General features: G+C 59.7%; 7 protein-coding genes, 5 tRNA genes and 2 riboswitches. Of the genes, 11 read left to right on the top strand and 1 reads right to left on the bottom strand.

The annotated features are described in order from the left end of the window. Nucleotides 1–4 precede the first annotated feature (4 nt). The 10 genes from I6L46_RS12200 to I6L46_RS12155 all read left to right on the top strand — a co-directional run bounded on the left by I6L46_RS12200 (nt 5) and on the right by I6L46_RS12155 (nt 13,744). A complete protein-coding gene (locus I6L46_RS12200) occupies nt 5–2,599 on the top strand; it encodes a glycosyl hydrolase family 18 protein (protein ID WP_216975686.1) in 2,595 nt (864 codons plus the stop codon). 618 nt (nt 2,600–3,217) lie between these two features. Next, a riboswitch (cyclic di-GMP riboswitch) is annotated at nt 3,218–3,305 on the top strand. Between the two features lie 99 nt (nt 3,306–3,404). Beyond that, on the top strand, nt 3,405–6,017 hold the full coding sequence (locus I6L46_RS12195) for a glycosyl hydrolase family 18 protein (RefSeq protein WP_216975683.1): 2,613 nt from the start codon (nt 3,405–3,407) through the stop codon (nt 6,015–6,017). Nucleotides 6,018–6,090: 73 nt separating this feature from the next. Beyond that, a complete protein-coding gene (locus I6L46_RS12190; protein ID WP_254203098.1) occupies nt 6,091–9,072 on the top strand; it encodes a M66 family metalloprotease in 2,982 nt (993 codons plus the stop codon). A gap of 79 nt (nt 9,073–9,151) precedes the next feature. Continuing rightward, nucleotides 9,152–11,068 (top strand): glycoside hydrolase family 19 protein, encoded by a 1,917-nt coding sequence (locus tag I6L46_RS12185; protein WP_216975682.1) that lies wholly within the window; start codon nt 9,152–9,154, stop codon nt 11,066–11,068. Between the two features lie 790 nt (nt 11,069–11,858). Then, nucleotides 11,859–11,934, top strand: a tRNA-Ala gene (locus I6L46_RS12180). Nucleotides 11,935–11,962: 28 nt separating this feature from the next. Next, nucleotides 11,963–12,038: transfer RNA gene (locus I6L46_RS12175), tRNA-Ala, on the top strand. Nucleotides 12,039–12,101: 63 nt separating this feature from the next. Beyond that, nucleotides 12,102–12,177: transfer RNA gene (locus tag I6L46_RS12170), tRNA-Ala, on the top strand. 48 nt (nt 12,178–12,225) lie between these two features. After that, nucleotides 12,226–12,301, top strand: a tRNA-Ala gene (locus I6L46_RS12165). 34 nt (nt 12,302–12,335) lie between these two features. Beyond that, a tRNA-Ala gene (locus I6L46_RS12160) sits at nt 12,336–12,411 on the top strand. Between the two features lie 113 nt (nt 12,412–12,524). Continuing rightward, nucleotides 12,525–13,744 (top strand): IS3 family transposase gene (locus tag I6L46_RS12155; RefSeq protein ID WP_216975680.1). Its coding sequence is split into 2 segments (ribosomal slippage): nt 12,525–12,873 and nt 12,873–13,744, totalling 1,221 coding nucleotides; the frame shifts between segments, so codons are not numbered across the junction. Nucleotides 13,745–13,908: 164 nt separating this feature from the next. Here the strand turns inward: I6L46_RS12155 and I6L46_RS12150 are convergent. Further along, on the bottom strand, nt 13,909–16,092 hold the full coding sequence (locus I6L46_RS12150) for an ExeM/NucH family extracellular endonuclease (protein ID WP_216975679.1): 2,184 nt from the start codon (nt 16,090–16,092) through the stop codon (nt 13,909–13,911). A 293-nt stretch (nt 16,093–16,385) separates the two neighbouring features. Continuing rightward, nucleotides 16,386–16,468, top strand: a riboswitch (cyclic di-GMP riboswitch). Nucleotides 16,469–16,617: 149 nt separating this feature from the next. On the opposite strand from I6L46_RS12150, the gene I6L46_RS12145 reads away from it, so the two are divergent. Then, on the top strand, nt 16,618–19,614 hold the full coding sequence (locus I6L46_RS12145) for a glycosyl hydrolase family 18 protein (protein ID WP_216978048.1): 2,997 nt from the start codon (nt 16,618–16,620) through the stop codon (nt 19,612–19,614). Nucleotides 19,615–19,625: the final 11 nt, after the last annotated feature.

The raw sequence follows: 19,625 nt of genomic DNA, 5'->3' as shown, positions 1-19,625 counted from the left end.
AAAAATGCTAAGTCCAAAGCCTACCATGCTGGCCCTTGCGGTCGGTCTGTGCTGCGCCTCGTCCGCTTATGCTGCGGCGCCCGGCAAGCCGACCATCGGATGGGGCCCCACCAAGTTTTCCATCGTTGAAGTCGATCAGGCGGCCACTGCCTACAACAATCTGGTCAAGGTAAAGGATGCCGCCGATGTGGAGGTGAACTGGAACCTCTGGAGCGGCGATCTGGGCCAGAGTGCCAAGGTGCTGCTCAATGGTCAGGAGGTGTGGTCCGGCCCCTCGGCCGCGGCGGGCAGCGCCAAATTCAAGGTGAAGAAAGGGGGGCGCTACCAGATGCAGGTGGCGCTGTGCAACGCCGATGGCTGTACCCTCTCTGATGCCAAGGAGATCGTGGTCGCCGATACCGACGGCAGCCATCTGGCGCCACTCAAGGCGCCGCTGCAGGAGAACAACAAGCCCTACGCCAACAAGTCCGGCAAGGTGGTGGGAACTTACTATGTGGAGTGGGGAGTCTATGGCCGCAAGTTTACGGTGGACAAGATCCCGGCCCAGAACCTGACCCATATCCTCTATGGTTTCACCCCCATCTGCGGCGGGGATGGCCTCAACGACAGCCTCAAGGAGATCGAAGGGAGCTTCCAGGCGCTGCAACGGGCGTGCGCCGGCCGGGCCGACTTCAAGGTGGCTATGCACGATCCCTGGGCCGCTATCCAGATGCCGCAAGGCAACCTCACCGCCCATGACGAGCCCTACAAGGGCAACTTTGGCGCCCTGATGGCGCTCAAGCAGGCCTATCCGAACCTCAAGATCCTCCCCTCGGTCGGCGGTTGGACCCTCTCCGACCCCTTCTACTTCCTCGGTGACAAAACCAAGCGTGACGTGTTTGTCGGCTCGGTGAAAGAGTTCCTGCAGACCTGGAAGTTCTTCGATGGTGTGGATATCGACTGGGAGTACCCGGGCGGACAGGGCGCCAACCCGAAACTGGGCAGCCCGAGTGATGGTGCCACCTATGTGGCCCTGATGAAGGAGCTGCGGGCTATGCTCGACGAGCTGGAGGCCGAGACCGGTCGCCAGTATGAGCTCACTTCCGCCATTGGCGCGGGGGGCGACAAGATCCAGGATGTGGACTACAAGGCGGCCCAGCCCTACATGGACCACATCTTCATGATGACCTACGACTACAACGGCGCATGGAGCAACACCGAGCTGGGCCACCAGACCAACCTCTATGCAGCGAGCTGGGACCCCGATACCAAGTACACCACCGACAAGGCGGTCAATCAGCTGCTGGCGCAGGGGGTTGACCCCGGCAAGCTGGTGGTCGGTGCCGCCATGTATGGCCGTGGTTGGACTGGCGTGAGCGGCTATCAGGGCAACAACCCCTTCACCGGCAAGGCGACCGGCAAGGTGAAAGGCACCTGGGAGGACGGGGTGGTGGATTACCGCGACATCGTCAACAACCGAATGGGGGCTGGCTGGGAGAAGGGCTACGACGAGGTGGCCGAGGCGCCCTATCTGTTCAAGGCGGCGACCGGCGATCTGATCACCTATGACAACGATCGCTCGGTCAAGGCCAAGGGGCAGTATGTGCTGGCCAATAAGCTCGGTGGCCTCTTCTCCTGGGAGATCGATGCCGACAACGGTGACATCCTCAACGCCATGCACGAGGGGCTGGGCCACGGCGAGGGGACTACTCCACCAGCCAACAAGCCGCCGCTGGCCAACGCGGGCAGTGACCTCAAGGTGACCGGCCCGACCGAGGTGACGCTGGATGGATCGGCCTCCCACGATCCGGAAAACAGCACTCTCAATTACAGCTGGAAGCAGATCTCCGGCCCGCAGGCTGCCCTGCTCGATGCCACTCAGGCCAAGGCCCGCGTGGTGCTGGATGCTGTGACTGCCGACATCAATCTGGTGTTCGAGCTGACGGTGACCGATGACCAGCAGTTGAGTGCCAAGGATCAGGTTGTTGTCACCAATAAGGCGCCGCAGGCCAATCTGGCGCCGGTGGTGAGTGTACCTGCTACGGCCTCTGTGGAGGCGGGCAAGCAGGTGACCATCAAGGCGACCGCCTCCGATCCGAACGGTGATCCGTTGACTTATCAGTGGAGTGTGCCGGCAGGCATCACCGCAACGGGTCAGAACAGCGCCACTCTGGTGGTCACCGGCCCGAGCGTCACCAGCGACACCGGCTATGACCTGAGCGTCACTGTCTCCGACGGCGGGCTGGATGCCAGTGCGGCAACCCGTCTGACGGTCAAACCGGCCAGCAGCGGCGGTGGTTGCACGGCGACCGATCCGGATGCGGCCAACTGGCCAGTCTGGAAAGCGGCCAGCACCTATAACAGCGGCGACAAGGTGAGCCACAACCAGCTGGTGTGGCAGGCCAAGTACTGGACCCAGGGCAACGAGCCGAGCCGCACTGCGGATCAGTGGTTGCTGGTGAGCAAGGTGCAACTGGGTTGGGATGCCAATGTGGCCTACAACGGTGGCGAGCTCACCACCCATAACGGCCGTCAGTGGAAGGCGCAGTACTGGACCAAGGGCAATGAGCCCGGCAAACACGACGTCTGGCAGGATGTGGGAGCCGTCAGCTGTAAATAAGCATTGAATGGTGGCGGGGCATGCCAGTCATGCCCCGTTTTTTTCTCCCCGCATCTCCACATTCTGGCGGTTCTGCCAACCGGTTTCCCCCAGCTTCTCTCGTGTCCCTGCAAAGTGCTCACTCTTGCCTAGTGATTAATGCTCTCCCCGATAGCTGGCATCTGTGCCGCACGCTGCCCTTTGCCAGCCATTGAGGCTGTTGATAAGCCAGATCATCCCGGCCAGTGGCAAGGCATAAATCGTCAAACGAACAAATTTGTCGTATCTGGATAACCGGGTGCGTGAGGGCAATTCGCTGGGCATGAAGACACCTGCTGGCCATGCAAAGCGGCGATTATAAATTCATTAGTTGCGATACAGATGGGTCTTTTGTCGCATATTGTTCTTACTCATTGATTTTTCTCAATTTTGTGTGATGCGGATCAAAAAAATGGTGTGAGGTATCTGGTTGGAGGTGATGAGATTAGGTCTGCATATCCGGCTGTTTTTTAAACATTAATTTCTTGAAAGTGGGTAATTGTCGGGGTTGGTAACTGGTGGGCTGGCAATGGTCCGATTTGCTTACTTATCAGAATTACCCTACAGTCAATCGGCGATTATTTATCGCCAGAAATAATGTTGTGACAAGGGCAAACCGATTGAAAAGTCGGGACGCAAAGCTTCCGGTCTAAGGGTCAAGGCGACCTAGGATAGCGGGGCCACCACAGTAGAATGCAGGCTGCCCTTGCCAAGGGGTGGCCGTTTTTGTGTCACCTGTCGTGTTGCGTTGCCCTTTCGTTTTTCCCATAACGAAAAGGAAAGCAATATGCTAAGTCCAAAACCTGCACTGCTGGCCATGATGGTCGGCACCCTGCTCGCCTCCTCCGCCGCTTATGCGGCAGCTCCCGGCAAACCCGCCATCGGTTGGGGCCCCACCAAGTTTGCCATCGTCGAAGTCAACCAGTCCGCGACCGCTTATAACGAGCTGGTCAAGGTGAAGGATGGCGCCGATGTGACCGTCACCTGGAATCTCTGGAACGGCGATATTGGCCAGAGTGCCAAGGTGCTGCTGGATGGCAAGGAAGTCTGGTCCGGTCCCTCTTCCGCCGCGGGTACCGCCACCTTCAAGGTGCACAAGGGGGGGCGCTATCAGATGCAGGTCGCGCTGTGCAACGGCGATGGCTGTACCCTGTCTGATGCCAAGGAGATCGTGGTCGCCGATACCGACGGCAGCCACCTTGCACCGCTCAAGCCTGCCCTTCAGGAGAATAACAAACCCTATGTCAACAAGTCCGGCAAGGTGGTCGGCACCTACTATGTGGAGTGGGGGGTCTATGATCGCAACTTCACCGTGGACAAGCTGCCAGCCCAGAACCTGACCCATATCCTCTATGGCTTCACCCCGATCTGTGGCGGTGATGGCCTCAACGACAGCCTCAAAGAGATTTCTGGCAGCTTCCAGGCGTTGCAACGTGCCTGCTCCGGGCGCAAGGATTTCCAGGTCGCCATTCACGATCCCTGGGCCGCGCTGCAAAAAGGGCAGGGGTCACTGGTCGCCTGGGATGAGCCCTACAAGGGCAACTTCGGTAATCTGATGGCCCTCAAACAGGCCTATCCGGACCTGAAGATCCTCCCCTCCGTCGGTGGCTGGACCCTCTCCGACCCCTTCTTCTTCATGCATGACAAGGCCAAGCGTGACGTGTTCGTCGCCTCGGTCAAAGAGTTCCTGCAGACCTGGAAGTTCTTCGACGGCGTCGATATCGACTATGAGTTCCCGGGCGGCGATGGCGCCAACCCCAATCTGGGGGACAAGACCAAAGATGGTGAAACCTATGTGCTGATCATGAAGGATCTGCGCGCCATGCTCGACGAGCTGGAGGCCGAGACCGGTCGCACCTATCAGCTCACCTCCGCCATCGGTGCCGGTTACGACAAGATTGAGGATGTGGATTACAAGGCTGCCCAGCAGTACATGGACCACCTCTTCGTGATGAGTTACGACTACAACGGTGCCTGGAGCAATACCTCCCTGGGTCATCAGGCCAACCTCTATCAGGCCACCAACGGCTCGGCCAACAAGCGCTACAACACTGATGCAGCGGTGCAGCAGTTGCTGGCGCAGGGGGTCGACTCCGGGAAGCTGGTGATCGGTGCCGCCGCCTACGGTCGCGGCTGGAAAGGGGTGAGCGGATATCAGGGCAACGATCCCTTCACCGGCACCGCCACCGGCAAGATCAAAGGCACCTGGGAAGATGGCGTGCTGGATTATCGCCACATCGTCAACAGCCATATGGGCGCAGGCTGGGAGTACAACTACGACGAGACTGCCGAAGCGGCCACCCTGTTCAAGCCCTCCACCGGCGAGCTGATCACCTATGACGACGAGCGCTCGGTCAAGGCGAAAGGCCAATACGTGCTGGCCAACAAGCTGGGCGGGCTCTTCTCCTGGGAGATCGATGCCGACAATGGCGACATCCTCAACGCCATGCATGAAGGTCTCGGTCACGGTGAAGGGGTTACCCCACCAGCCAACAAGCCGCCAGTGGCTAACGCAGGCAGCGATGTGGCGGTGACCGGCCCGGCTACCCTGACGCTGGATGGCTCAGCCTCCTATGATCCGGAAAAAGGCTCTCTGACCTACAGCTGGAAGCAGGTCTCCGGCCCGCAGGCCGCTCTGCTTGATGCCACTCAGGCCAAGGCCCGGGTTGTACTCGATGCCGTGTCCGCCGACATCAATCTGGTGTTCGAGCTGACGGTGACCGATGACCATCAACTGACCGCCAGGGATCAGGTGGTGGTGACCAACAAGGCGCCGCAGCCCAACCTGCCTCCGGTGGTCACTCTGCCCGCCAGCGTCAAGGTGGAAGAGGGCAAGCAAGTTACCATCACCGCCAAGGCATCCGACCCCAACGACGACGAGCTGATCTATCAATGGCAAGTGCCTGCCGGTATCACGGCGACCGGTCAGAACAGTGCCACCCTGGTGGTCACCGGCCCGGCGGTGGATACCGAAACCGGTTATGACCTTTCAGTGACCGTCTCCGATGGCGCACTCGATGCCAACGCGGCCACCCGTCTCACCGTCACGCCAATCAACGAAGGTGGTGAGGGTGGCTCTTGCAATACCACAGATCCGGAAGCAGCCAACGTTCCCGCATGGCAGGCCAGCAAGGTCTACAACGGTGGTGACAAGGTGAGCCATAACCAGCTGGTATGGCGTGCCAAGTACTGGACTCAGGGTAATGAGCCGAGCCGCGCCGCCGATCAGTGGGCGCTGGTGAGTCAGGTTGATCTGGGCTGGAACGCAGCCGTTGCCTACAACGGCGGGGATCTCACCAACCACAACGGCCGTCAGTGGAAGGCCAAGTGGTGGACTCAGGGTAATGAGCCGGGCAAGCACGATGTCTGGCTGGATATCGGGGCTGCAAGCTGTAACTGAGGCCTCCTCACCGATGACGGGGCATGGCGACATGCCCCTCATTCCCGGTAGCAATATGAACGAGAACCCGACAATGACCACAAATGTGACCCGAATCGCTGCCCTCATCATGACAACCCTGGCGGCTGGCCCCCTGTCTGCCGCCACCTCGCCCCTGATATTCAATGACACGACACCGCAAAGCGATCTGGCGGGTAGCCTGGCTGCCAGTGTGCAGTTTGCCCAGAGCCAGATCCTGCCGTCTCATCCCAAGGAGGGGGATCGCCAACCCATCCTGACCAGCCTGCGCAAGAGCCTGTTGCTGGTGAAACCGCTCCAGGCCGACGGGGTGACCCCGATGACGGTGGAGGCCCGCGACGGCATCGGCAAGCTGCTTGGCACCCTGACCCTGTCACCGCCATCGGCGTTGCCCGAGACGGTCTACCACCTCGCGGGGGTTCCCGAAGGCGGAGTGAGCTTCATCCCGGAGAGCGGCAGCACTGCCATCATCAGCAGCAGTGCTGATTTGGCCAAACTGAGCGACAAGAGCGGCGCCTTCCTCAAGGATCGGCTGACTGGTCGCGCGCTGGTGGAGATCCAGACCGCCGACGGCCGCTGGGTTCGGGATATCTACCTGCCCGTGAGCCCGGAGCTGGAGGGCAAGATGGTGCGGATCCGCTCCAGCGCCGGTTATAACTCGACGGCCTTCTATGGCGAGCGACAGGTGACCGTCTCCCGTGGCCAGACCCTGCAGTTCAAGTTTGCCAATGGGCAGTGGTTCCGCGAGGGGGAGCTGGAGAACAACCGCATCACCTATGCAGCGGATACCTGGAGCGGCGAGCTGCCTGCCGAGTGGATCCAGCCCGGACTGACCCTCTCCGTTCGTCAGGGCAATCTCAGTGGTGAACTGCGTGATATCAAGGTCGGCGCCCCCGGCGAGCTGCTGCTGCACACCATCGACATCGGCATGCTCACCACGCCACGGGATCGCTTTGCCTTTGCCAATGACAAGGAGGCCCATCGCGAATACTTCCAGACCATTCCGGCCAGCCGGATGATTGTCAGTCAGTATGCACCGCTCTCCCTGCCTGAGGTGATGCTGCCCAACGGCACATTGCTGACCGACTTTGACCCGAGCGAAGGGGGCTGGCATGGCGGCACCATGCGTCAGCGCATCGGCAAGGAGCTTATCTCCCACGGGATCGACAATGCCAACTACGGCATCAACAGCAGTGCCGGTGAAGGGGAGGGGAGCCATCCCTTTGTGGTGGCTCAGCTGACGGCGCACAACAGCCGCGGCAAATATGCCAATGGGGTTCAGGTGCACGGTGGCTCCGGCGGCGGTGGCATCGTCACGCTGGATGATTCGCTGGGCAACGAGTTCAGCCACGAAGTGGGCCATAACTTCGGCCTTGGCCACTATGTGGATGGCTTCCGTGGCTCGGTTCACCGCAGTGCCGATCAGCTCAACTCCAGCTGGGGCTGGGACAGTGACAAATACCGTTTCATCCCCAACTTCTCGCCGACCCGCACCAATGAGGATGCCTGTCTGGATGGCCAGTGCCAGCCACCGTTCGATGGCCGCAAGTTTGGCTACGATGCGATGGCGGGTGGCAGCCCTCTCTCCGGTGCCAACCGTTTCACCCTCTATACCCCCAATTCTGCCGCCATCATCCAGCGTTTTCTGGAAAGCAAGGCGGTGTTCGATGCCAACTCGGCCACCGGCTTTAGCAAGTGGAACAGTGCGACGTCCAGAATGGAGCCCTATCAGCACACAATCGAGGGGATCGAGAGGGTCGATGCCCCCATGGATGCCCTGAGCGAGGCCGGGCTAAGTGCCCTGCTGGCGGATTACGGCTTGGTCAGGGTCGCCATGTGGGATGGGCGCTGGACTCGTGATATCCGGGTGCCGGTTGCCTCTGCGGACAACCGTGGGCGCAGTCTGACCATCGATCATGGGGCCGGTTACAACAGTCGCCTCTTTATCAACGGCAAGGATATCCTGGTGAGCAGGGGCTTCAAGAAGAGCTTCACCTCGGATGGCCAGAGCTGGGTGGAGGTCTCCCCCATCGATACCAAGGTTGCGCGCAAGCCCGAGCAGTTCGGCGTGCCGGTGACCACCCTGGTGGGCTATTACGATCCGCAAGGAGCCCTGCGCAGCTACATCTATCCGGCTCTGCACGGCGCCTACGGCTTCACCTATCCGGATGACAGCAACACCCTGTCCGGCAATGACTGCCAGTTGCAGGTGGAGACTCGCGATGGTCTACAGCGCTTCAGGCTGGCCAATCACAGAGCGGCCAGCAGTGTCATGAACAAGTTCCACATCAACCTGCCCACCGCCAGCGAGCCCGGTCGCGCCACTATCCAGTGCCGTGGCCAGACGCTGGTACAACAGAGCTTGTTGCCACCGCAGCAGGCGCTCTCCTTTACCGTCAACGGGCGGCCGCTGGAGCAGGGCGTGGTTGAGAACCAGCCTCCGGTAGTGACCGTACCGGCGCAGCTCGGCGGCATCGGCGGTGAGTGGCTGACCGTCACTGCCGAGGCGAGGGATCCCGAGGGCGACGCGCTCAGCTACCGCTGGCACTTTCCGGCGGGCTGGCAGGCGGAAGGCGAGACCAGCGCCAACCTGCGTCTGCTGCCGCCGGCAGTCACCACCAGCGAGCAGCATGAGCTGAGTGTGAGCGTCTCGGATGGGGTACATCAGAGCGAAGGGCGCGTCGTGCTGACGCTGGCGCCCGTGGTCGACGGCTCTTGCAACACCACAGATCCGGAAGCGGCGAATGTTCCCGCATGGCAGGCCAGCAAGGTCTACAACGGCGGTGACAAGGTGAGCCACAACCAGCTGGTCTGGCGTGCCAAGTATTGGACTCAGGGCAATGAACCGGGCCGCGCCGCCGATCAGTGGGCGCTGGCGAGTCAGGTTGAGCTGGGCTGGAGCGCGACCGTTGCCTACAACGGCGGGGAGCTGACCAACCACAACGGCCGTCAGTGGAAGGCCAAGTGGTGGACTCAAGGCAACGAGCCGGGCAAGCACGATGTCTGGCTGGATGTCGGGGCGGCAAGCTGCCCCTAGGTTGAGTCCATGATGAAGATGGCGGAGCCTGCTCAGGCGGACTCCGCCTTTTGCCACAAAACCATAGAGAGCAACAATAATGAAAAAAAACCGCATCACCCTTCTGCTTGCCGGCATGCTGCTGAGCGGCCACCTGTGGGCGGCCGAGGCATACGACATCAACAAATCCTATCCGGGCGGCAGCCAGGTCAATTACAACGGCGAGGTTTTTGAGGCCAAGTGGTGGGTCAACCCGGGTCAGACTCCCGGCATGGCGACCGCCAATGAGTGGGATACCCCGTGGAAGCTTGTCGGCGAAGGGGAAGTGACCCCGCCGGACACTGGCGGCGATGACAAGCCCAATCCGCCGACCCCTACCCCGCCGGATGGCAGTACCACCCCCGTCTATATGAGCCAGGCCGAGCTGGATGCCAAAGAGAAGGCGCTGACCGACTTCCCGGCGATGGAAGCGGTCAAGGCTTCCATCGCTACCCGTGACAATCTGGTGGTCGAGGCGGTGCTGCCGGGTCGTGCCGACAACCCGGGCAACGTCAAGCGGGTCGAAAGCCTGCTGAGCGAGAGCCAGTTCAACTACCTCTTCCCGCTACGCGCCCCCGAGTACACCTATCGCGGCCTGCTGCAGGCGGCGGCCAAGTTCCCGGCCCTGTGCAGCGACTACAGCGATGGCCGCGATGCCGATGCCATCTGCCGCAAGACGTTGGCAACCATGTTCGCCCACTTCGCCCAGGAGACTGGCGGCCATGAAAACTGGCGCCCGGAGGCCGAGTGGCGTCAGGCGCTGGTCTACGTGCGCGAGATGGGATGGAATGAGACCATGCGCGGCGGTTACAACGCCGAGTGCCGCCCCGATGTGTGGCAGGGTCAGCAGTGGCCGTGCGGTACGTTCGACAATGGCGAGTTCAAGAGCTACTTTGGCCGCGGTGCCAAGCAGCTCTCCTACAACTACAACTATGGCCCCTTCTCCGAGGCGATGTTCGGCACGGTGCGCACCCTGCTCGACCGCCCCGATCTGGTGGCCGACACCTGGCTGAACCTCGCCAGTGCGGTGTTCTTCTATACCTATCCGCAGCCGCCCAAGCCCTCCATGCTCCACGTCATCGATGGCACCTGGCAGCCGAATGACCATGACAAGCAGAACGGTCTGGTGCCGGGCTTCGGGGTCACCACCCAGATCATCAACGGCGGGGTGGAGTGCGGTGGTCCGGTCGAGCATGCCCAGTCCCAGAACCGCATCAACTACTACCGCGAGTTTGCCAACTACCTCGGGGTGGCGGTGCCATCCGACGAGGTGCTGGGTTGCAAGAACATGAAGGTGTTTGATGACAATGGCGCCGGTGCCTTGCCCATCTATTGGGAGCAGGACTGGAGCTATGTGGCAGAGAACCCCAACGGCGGCAAGAGTTACGCGTGCAAGCTGGTGGGCTACCAGACCCGTTTCAGCGCCTTCAAGGCAGGGGATTACAGCCGCTGCGTTCAGCACTTCTATCCGGAGGTGGTGATCGAGGATAACGGCGGTGGCACCAACCTGCCGCCGGTGGCCAATATCACTGGCCCGGCGCAGGCCGAAGGTGGCAGCAAGGTGACTCTCTCTGGCCAGCACTCTAGCGATCCGGAAGGCAAGCCGCTCTCCTATGCCTGGACTATCCCGGCTGGAGCATCTGCCCCGGCACTGGATCAGGTCACTCTGGAGTTGACCCTGCCCAAGCCGGCCAGCGATACCAAGCTGGAGATCAAACTGACGGTCACAGATGAAGGTAATCTGAGCCGCAGCACCACCCATAGCCTGCTGGTGAAAGGAGATGAGGGGGGCGTAACGCCGCCTGACTATCCGGCCTATAAAGAGGGGACTCCCTACAAGGCGGGCGAGCGGGTCAGCAACGGCGGTGCCAGCTACGAGTGCAAACCGCACCCCTACACCGGCTGGTGTGCAGGTGCTGCCTGGGCTTATGAGCCGGGCAAGGGTACGGCCTGGGCCGATGCCTGGATCAAGCTCTGAGCCGTTTCAGGGTTACAAGGCTTGCCGACAAGCCAGCGCACTATTCAGTGCAATGACAATCCGGAGCAATAAAAGATGGGGCCTGCGGGCCCCATTCTTGTTTGGTGGAGTTCAGGTTTGGCCGTGGAACATCTGGCCCGGACAGGACAGCGCCTCGAAAGGGCTGTGTGATGATGTGTGTTGTTTTTTTATTACATTTTCCGTGAAAGGCTTTCAGCAATTACTTGCCGTAGCGGAAGTAGTATTCACGGGTGGAGGGGGCATAGGCATCTTTCTCTACAACGCCGTTCTTGGTGGTTGCACCGCGCAGGTGGAACAGAACTGCCAAATTCTCGAACATGGTTTCACCTCATATCTCTGTTGGTTTGTTGCTTTGTGTGACCTGGGTCACGGTTTGATCCTATGGCTATTTGTGAGCCAGATCAACTTTTCGTGTTGTAAATTTACATAAATCATGGAAAGGGTTTTCAAATGCAATGCCCTTTATGGAAAGGCTTTCCCGAGGTGACGGGGGAGAAGCTGATTACCAGCCAGCATAGAGAGGTCTGAGAGCGGGGGGGCGTTGCACGGGGAAAGGGGCTTGCTGCACGGCCTCTCCTGTATAGGTGCTTGAGCCGATTTGTGACATAAAACAGAGAGATAGCACGCGCCTTGCTGGTAAAAACAGCGAACTGCTGCAATTTTGACTAAACGAATCAGTCGCGGTTATTTTAGGGTTGACAGCAAAGCGGGTGATGCCTATCATGCGCCTCCGTTGCCGGAGATAACTTCGGTGGCGCCGAGGTGAGTTGGGGTTATAGCTCAGCTGGGAGAGCGCTTGCATGGCATGCAAGAGGTCCGCGGTTCGATCCCGCGTAGCTCCACCAAATTCTCCTCGAACAATCTGGAATCAAAGGGGTTATAGCTCAGCTGGGAGAGCGCTTGCATGGCATGCAAGAGGTCCGCGGTTCGATCCCGCGTAGCTCCACCAGGTTCCTGATTGACATGAAGTACCCAGGGCAGTGCGGTGTGTATCACCCAAGCCGACCTTTGTGGGGTTATAGCTCAGCTGGGAGAGCGCTTGCATGGCATGCAAGAGGTCCGCGGTTCGATCCCGCGTAGCTCCACCATTATTTAGGATGAATGGCCGCCAGAACCATTCATTCAGTGCCGAATTTGGGGTTATAGCTCAGCTGGGAGAGCGCTTGCATGGCATGCAAGAGGTCCGCGGTTCGATCCCGCGTAGCTCCACCAAATTCAGAGTGACTGCCGGTCATTCACACAAATCGGGGTTATAGCTCAGCTGGGAGAGCGCTTGCATGGCATGCAAGAGGTCCGCGGTTCGATCCCGCGTAGCTCCACCAAATTCTTGTTACAAGAAACAAAAAGGCCACCGCATCGCGGTGGCCTTATTGTTTTCTCCTGTCCCGTCCTGAATATGGTTTACACCTTTCCCCCCCAATAAATGGAGAACCCGATGGGACAAGGTGTGAAACGGACACAGCGCGATTACTCGCTGACTTTTAAACTGGCACTGGTCGAACAGATTGAAAAAGGCGAGCTCACCTACAAACAGGCTCAGGTGCGTTATGGCATTCAGGGCCGCTCCACCGTTCTGGTATGGTTGCGTAAACATGGTCGGCAAGATTGGAGCCAGGGGGCTTCTGTGCGCGCCGGCAGGAGCATCACCATGCCTGACCCCGACAACCAGACGCCCGAACAGCGCATCAAGGAACTCGAGCAACAGCTGGCGTTGATGAGTCAGAAGGCTCAGTTCTTTGAGGCCGTCGTCGATGTACTGAAGAATGACTACGGCGTCTCCATCGTAAAAAAGCGACCCGGCAAGTCCTCTCGCAGCGGCAAGTCGAGAGACTGACCATTGTCAGGGCTTGCCTGTTTCTGGGGATAAGCCGGCAGGCCTACTACAAGCGCAATCGGGTCGCCGACGAGCGCCATGCACAGGGATTGCAGGTGGTGCGCTTCGTGCGTCAGGTTCGACTGCGACAACCGCGGGTGGGCACTCGCAAGCTGCATTATCTGCTGCAGGGTCAGGATGATGACGGGCTCAAGGTCGGGCGGGACAGGCTGTTTCGGATATTGACCGAGCACCGCCTGCTGGTGCCACCCAGACGGGCGTATCACAAGACCACCCACAGTTTTCACCGTTTCTACCGTCATCCCAACTTGCTCAAGGCGGGGCCAGAGCAGGTCACACCGGTGGCCCCGGAGCAGGTCTGGGTTGCTGATATCACCTATCTGCCAGCCAGGAGCGGGCCGCTGTACCTGAGCCTGGTGACGGATGCGTACTCACGCAAGATAGTGGGCCATCACGTACACGAAGGAATGCATGCCGAATCGGTGGCGATGGCGTTCAAGAAAGCGCTGAAGCAACGCCGTGGCGGCGGTGAACTCATCCATCATTCGGACCGCGGCGTGCAGTATTGCTCGGGGTTGTATCAGTCACTACATGAACGGTACGGGGTGAAATGCTCGATGACGGATGGGTATGACTGTTACCAGAATGCGTTGGCGGAGCGGGTGAACGGGATTTTGAAAGGAGAGTTATTGTTGCAAAGCCCGCAGGATTTGACGCAAGCGCGGGAAATGGTGCGTGAAGCGGTGGATATTTACAACGCGGAGCGGCCGCATCATGCGTTGAAATACAGAACCCCCGATGCGGTACATAGGGGGTTCTGAGTAGAGAAATGCTAATTGAAAGTGTGTAAACCTATTTCAGGACTAGACATCCATCATTTATTTTCTCCATACGTCCGCGCCTTTCATTTGTAAATCCAATGACCTGAATGAAAAAGCCCGCGAGAGCCGCGGGCTTTGCTTGCACTATTCAAATGCGCCTGTGGTTAACGGCGACGTCGCCAGGCCAGTGGCAACAGGGCTAGCAGGCCGAGTCCCAGCGCACCACCGCCTGAGGAGGTGTCCGGTTTGGTGGCATCGCTCTCCAGTCTCAGGTCGACGATGATGGGATCATGGTCGGAGGCACTGAAGGGGTTGTCAGACTTGAGCAATGTGCCGGTGTACTGGCTGCCGTATTCGAACAGGGAGCTCTCGAAGGAGTTGATGTGCCAGTCGGCGACACCTGCCACCTTGCTGGCCAGCGCCGGGTTGGCGAGGGCGTAGTCCAGGGTGCCCAGCTCCCCGTCGTAGCTGTAGGAGATGGCTTTCTCCTTGTTGAATTTGACGTTGAGATCGATCAGGCCGTAGCTGCGAGTCACTTCGCGACCGAGCTGTTCATAGGAGTGATCACCGATAAAGGTGTGAGAGGCCGATACGATCTTCCGCTCGCTGGTGGCCGGGTTGTAGTCGGTCAGCACCCGGATCGGATCTTCCTTGGCGTAGGAGTTGAAGTCGCCAACCAGCAGCACCTGGCCCGGCAGTTTGCTGACCGCCTCACCCAGCACCTTGGCGGCAGAGACCCGGAACTCGGTGCACTTGCCCTGCAGGTCGGCCGGTTCTGTCTTGCCATCGCCATTTTCGTAGCAGCCTGACCCCTTGGATTTGAGGTGGTTGACCACCAGCGTCAGCGGTTCCTTGCTCTTGGCGAGGGTGAAGGTCTGAACCAGCGAGTCGCGCTGACCGGCTGTCTTGGCCACACCACCTGTGGTGTAGCGCTGCTCCGGCAGCTTGATGACGCTGGCATCCCCGCTGGGGGTGAGCAGGGCAGGGCGGTAGATCATCGCCACCATGATGGCGTCCCCGCCGAAGAACTTGCCATCGGTAAGGGCAGTGACCGGCAGACGCACATAGGCGTAGTGTTTGCTCGCATCCTTCTGCTGTTCGTTGAGGCGAGTCACCAGATTGTGGAGGGCCGAGTTATCCTCGAAGCCGTTGTTTTCCATCTCCATCAGGCCGAGCAGATCGGCATCCATTGCGGTAATGGCATTGACGATCTTGGTGCGCTGCTTCTCGAACTCGGGCTGGCTCTTGGCCCCCCGGTTGCAACCTTTGGCGTTGTCGGCATCCGCCTGATCCTTGCACAGGATATTGAGTGCGCCGCCGATGCTGGAGTGACTGGTGAAGTAGTTGAGTACGTTGAAGCTGCCGATCCGCAGATCGCTGCCAGCGAGGCGAGCCGGCGCGTCTTGACGATCCTCTTCAGGGCTGCGCAGCAGGGCGCCGGTAGTCAGGGTGATATCGCTCGGTACCACCAGACGGAAGGCATCCTTGTTGTATACGATCACCCCCTCCAGCCCGGTCAGTTGATCACCGATGCGCAGATAACCCTGATCGGCATCCCAGCCAGGGAACCAGGGCAGTACGCCATCCGGCGCTTTGTAATCAGACTCGACTACCAGACGGTTGCTGCCATTTCTGGTGGCTAGTGCGACAGCGTCCGCACTGTTGGCAACATGAAGTTGGGTCGGTTTGATCAGCGGGGTTTTGTGGGCCAACTCTACGTTGTTGCGATAGACCTTGTAGTCGAAGCCGTAGTTGCGGGTCAGGTGCAGGTCACTGCTGCTGTCGAGACGTACCCGCATCCCTTCGTGGCGATTGAGTGCCTGCGCCAGCGTCTCCCCTTCATTGACCTGCAGTACGCTGGTCGGCACATTCAGCCCTTGTGCGGTGACTTGCAGGCGGGCTTTGCTGGATTCGAAGGTGGGCTTGAGCTGGGTGCCGCCGTAGTACTCCTCGACCTTGGCTTCGAGGCAGAGTTCAGCCCCCGGTTTGATGTCTTTATATTTGGTCGCGAAGTCTTTGTCGTTCAGATATACAAAGATGCCATCAGAGGTGGCCGGATTGCCATCTCCCACCGGGTCAGTCAGATAGAAACCCTTGGTCAGGCTTTGGCCCAGCGTCGTCACGATACCGCGAACGTTGAAGGTGCCCGTGCTGATTTTACCGGTCACATTGCCGTTCTTGTCGGTCACGGTCTGGGTGGCCAGCGCGCTGGCGGAGCCTGTGCCCTGAATGGTCGGGATGGGAGTGAGTTGAGCCGGATCGGACGGGCAGACAAATGCCGCATGGGCGCCTGAGGATGCAAGTGCCAGCCCCACGGCCAGCGACAGCAGGGTACGAGTACCTTTCATAGGTGTTCCTTTTTTATTTTTGCCAGTGATTCCATAGCCTTGGCTCGTTGACCAAGGGCGCGCATTGTCACATTTCTGGCATGTCATACCAGTGAGCCAACGCACATTAAATGAATCTGGGAAGGTGCGGGAAAGCGTTTTTATGATCCCAGTAACGATATGATTTTTTTGATAATTCAATCAACTTTAACTCTGTGATCATGACGCTTTCGTGGCAGGGGATAATTCTCTTTGAGAATAAAGATTGAGGGGATCTTGTCGCCTTCCTATACTGGGTTCGTTCCTCACGGAACCCAGGTAAAGGGCAAACCGGCAGTGATGCCGGGGCGCAATGCTTCCGGTCTCGATCGTGGATCCAGATAGCGGGGTTTCCCTGGGTGAGGGGTGGTTTTTGTGGCAGGTCCATTGCCAGTTGTCTGCGCCCATCATGCAGGTTGCGATTGTTCTTTGCCTTGGTGACCAATGCCAAGACAAAACAAGGAAGATAACAATATGCAACAGCTCTTCAGACCCAGCAGGCTTGCCATGCTGGTCGCCCTTGCGGCTGCGCCCGCCTGGGCTCAGGCCGCTTATCCCGCCTATAAATCCGGTACTGCCTACAAGGCTGGCGATATCGTCAGCAACGTCGGTACCCTCTATGAATGCAAAGAATTTCCCTATTCAGGCTGGTGCGGGGCATCCCCCTATCACTATGAGCCGGGGGTAGGTGTAGTCTGGGCCGATGCCTGGAAGCCCTATGGTGGCGAGGTGCCCCCTCCTGCGCTCGGTGTGGCAGTCAGCTCACCGGCTGCTGGTGCCAGTTTTAATGAAGGAGCCAGCGTGGCGCTGGCAGTGGCCCTGAGTGGCCCAGTGACAGCCTTGGCCCGGGTGGAATATCTTGTCGACGGCACGCTGGTCGCCATGGCGAGCGCCTCGCCCTGGAGTGCCAGTTGGAGCGCCGCCGGAGTGGGGGCCCATACCCTCAAGGCTCGCGCGCTGGATAAAGATAGCAAGGTGCTGAGCGAGGCGGATTCGAGCTTCAACGTCGCCGCCGTGGTCGCGTCAGAGGCGCCCAAGGTGAGCATTAGCAGCCCGGGCAGCGGCGCCAAGGTGACCCTGGGTCGCAGCGTGGCGGTGAGTGGCAACGTCACAGATGCCAACAACGATGTGGCCAAAGTCGAGCTCTATGTCGATGGCAAGAAGATTGGTGAAGACACTACTGCCCCCTGGCAGGTGAACTGGACGCCGGATGTCAAAGGCAGTGCCGCCCTCAAGCTGGTGGCCACTGACAAGAGCAATCTGAGCGGCGAGTCGGCGGCAGTGACCGTCAATGTCGAGGAGGCCGCGCTGCCGCCCACCGGTGGCAACCTCTCTTGTGACATTCGCCAGATCTATCGTCCGGATGGTTACGAGTGCATGGGGGATGACCATGCTCGCCGGGTCATCGGCTACTTCACCTCCTGGCGCACTGGCAAGAACGGCCTGCCCGCCTATCTGGTGAGCGATATTCCATGGAACAAGATCACCCATATCAACTATGCCTTCGCGGCGGTGGATGAGCAGAGCCACACCATCAAGGTGGACGATGCAGCCACCAAGATGACCTGGGATGGTGTGCCGGGTGCCGAGATGGATCCTGAATTCGCCTACAAGGGCCACTTCAACCTGCTGTCGAAGTACAAGAAGCAGTATCCGGACGTGAAGACCCTCATCTCGGTCGGGGGCTGGGCCGATACCCGCGGCTTCTACACCGCCACCACCAAGGGCGATTGCTCGGTCAATACTGCCGGTATCAACACCCTGGCTGACTCGGCGGTGAGCTTTATCCGCCAGTACGGCTTTGACGGGGTCGATATCGACTACGAATACCCCACCTCGATGAAGGATGCGGGCAACCCCAACGACTTCCCGCTCTCCAACCAGTGCCGGGCCAAGCTGTTTGCCAACTACGAGGTGCTGATGAAGACCTTGCGGGCGCGGCTCGACAACGCCGGTAACGAAGATGGCCGCAAGTACATGCTGACCATCGCCTCACCGGCCTCGGCCTATCTGCTGCGCGGGATGGAGAACTTCCAGGTCACCCAGTACCTCGATTACGTCAACCTGATGACCTATGACTTCCACGGCGCCTGGAACCACTTTGTCGGTCACAACGCGGCCCTGTTCGACAACAATGCCGACCCCGAGCTCTCCCATTGGGGCGTCTATACCCAGACCCAGTTTGGTGGCATCGGTTACCTCAACGCCGCCTGGTCTGCCCACTACTTCCGCGGTGCGCTGGCGGCTGGCAAGATCAACGTTGGCGTGCCCTATTACACCCGCGGTTGGCAGGGGGTGAGCGGTGGCAGTCATGGGTTGGGTGGCAAGGCAGCCCTGCCGAGCCAGAACGAGTGCCAGCCGGGCACAGGTGGCAGCACCATTCCGTGCGGCAACGGGGCGGTCGGCATCGACAACATCTGGCATGATCTCGACAAGAACGGCAAAGAGATCGGCGGTGGCGCCGTGCCCATGTGGCATGCCAAAAACCTGGAGCATGCAGCCAGCCTCGGCATCACCACGCTGCCGAGTTATGGCACTGCCTGGGGTCTGGATCCCAACAATCCGGCTCACGTGATGCAGGGCAAGTATGTGCGTTACTACGATGACAAGGCCCACGTGCCCTGGCTGTGGAATGAAGAGAAGAAGGTGTTCCTCTCAACCGAAGATGAAGAGTCCATGGGCCACAAGCTCGACTACATCATCAAGCGCGGTCTGGGTGGCGTGATGTTCTGGGAGATGGCGGGTGATTACGCCTTCGATCCGGCCAAGAACGAGTACGGCATGGGCAGTACCCTGACCACCCTGGCTTATGAGAAGTTTGCCAAGGCAACTCCGTACAACACCAAGCAAAACGATCTGGCCGCGCCGAGCGCCCAGCTCGACATCCAGGTCAGCCTCTCCGGCTTCAAGGAAGGGGACTCCAACTACCCGATCAACCCGAAACTCAAGCTGGTCAACAAGTCGACCCAGACCATTCCGGGCGGCGCGCGCATCGAGTTTCTGGTGCCCACCTCTACCTCTGACACCATCACGGATCAGAGTGGCATGGGCCTGAAAGTGGTGGAGAGCGGTGGCAACGACAACTCGGAAGGCATTGCGGGCGAGAAGGACTTCCACAAGGTCGCCATGAACCTGCCGGGCTGGCAGACTCTGGCGCCGGGGGCCGAGATTGAAGTCGCCATGACTTACTACCTGCCCGCCGCTGGCGTGCCGAGCGGTATGCGCATCATCAGCGGCAGCCAGACCATTGGTCTCAAGGCCGAGTTCCCGACCTTGCCGGAGGCCGTGCTGGGCTCGGGTGGCGGTGAGAATCCGGGTACCAGCTGCAGCAGCCAGAACGTTAATCCGGCGGCCTACAAGGCCTATCCGATCTGGCCGCAGGGGGATCATGCCAATGGCGGCGATCGCATCACCCATAACAAGGTTGTGTGGCAAGCAAACTGGTGGACCAGCAGCGAGCCCAAGGCAACCGATGGCAGCTGGAAGTCTGTCTGTAGCTATTGATTTTAAAATCA

This window comes from Aeromonas sp. FDAARGOS 1416 (assembly GCF_019048085.1).
GTDB classification, from domain to species: Bacteria; Pseudomonadota; Gammaproteobacteria; order Enterobacterales; family Aeromonadaceae; genus Aeromonas; species Aeromonas veronii.
The sequence above is the reverse complement of the archived record's forward strand: the minus strand, read 5'-3'. Positions and strand labels throughout refer to the sequence as shown.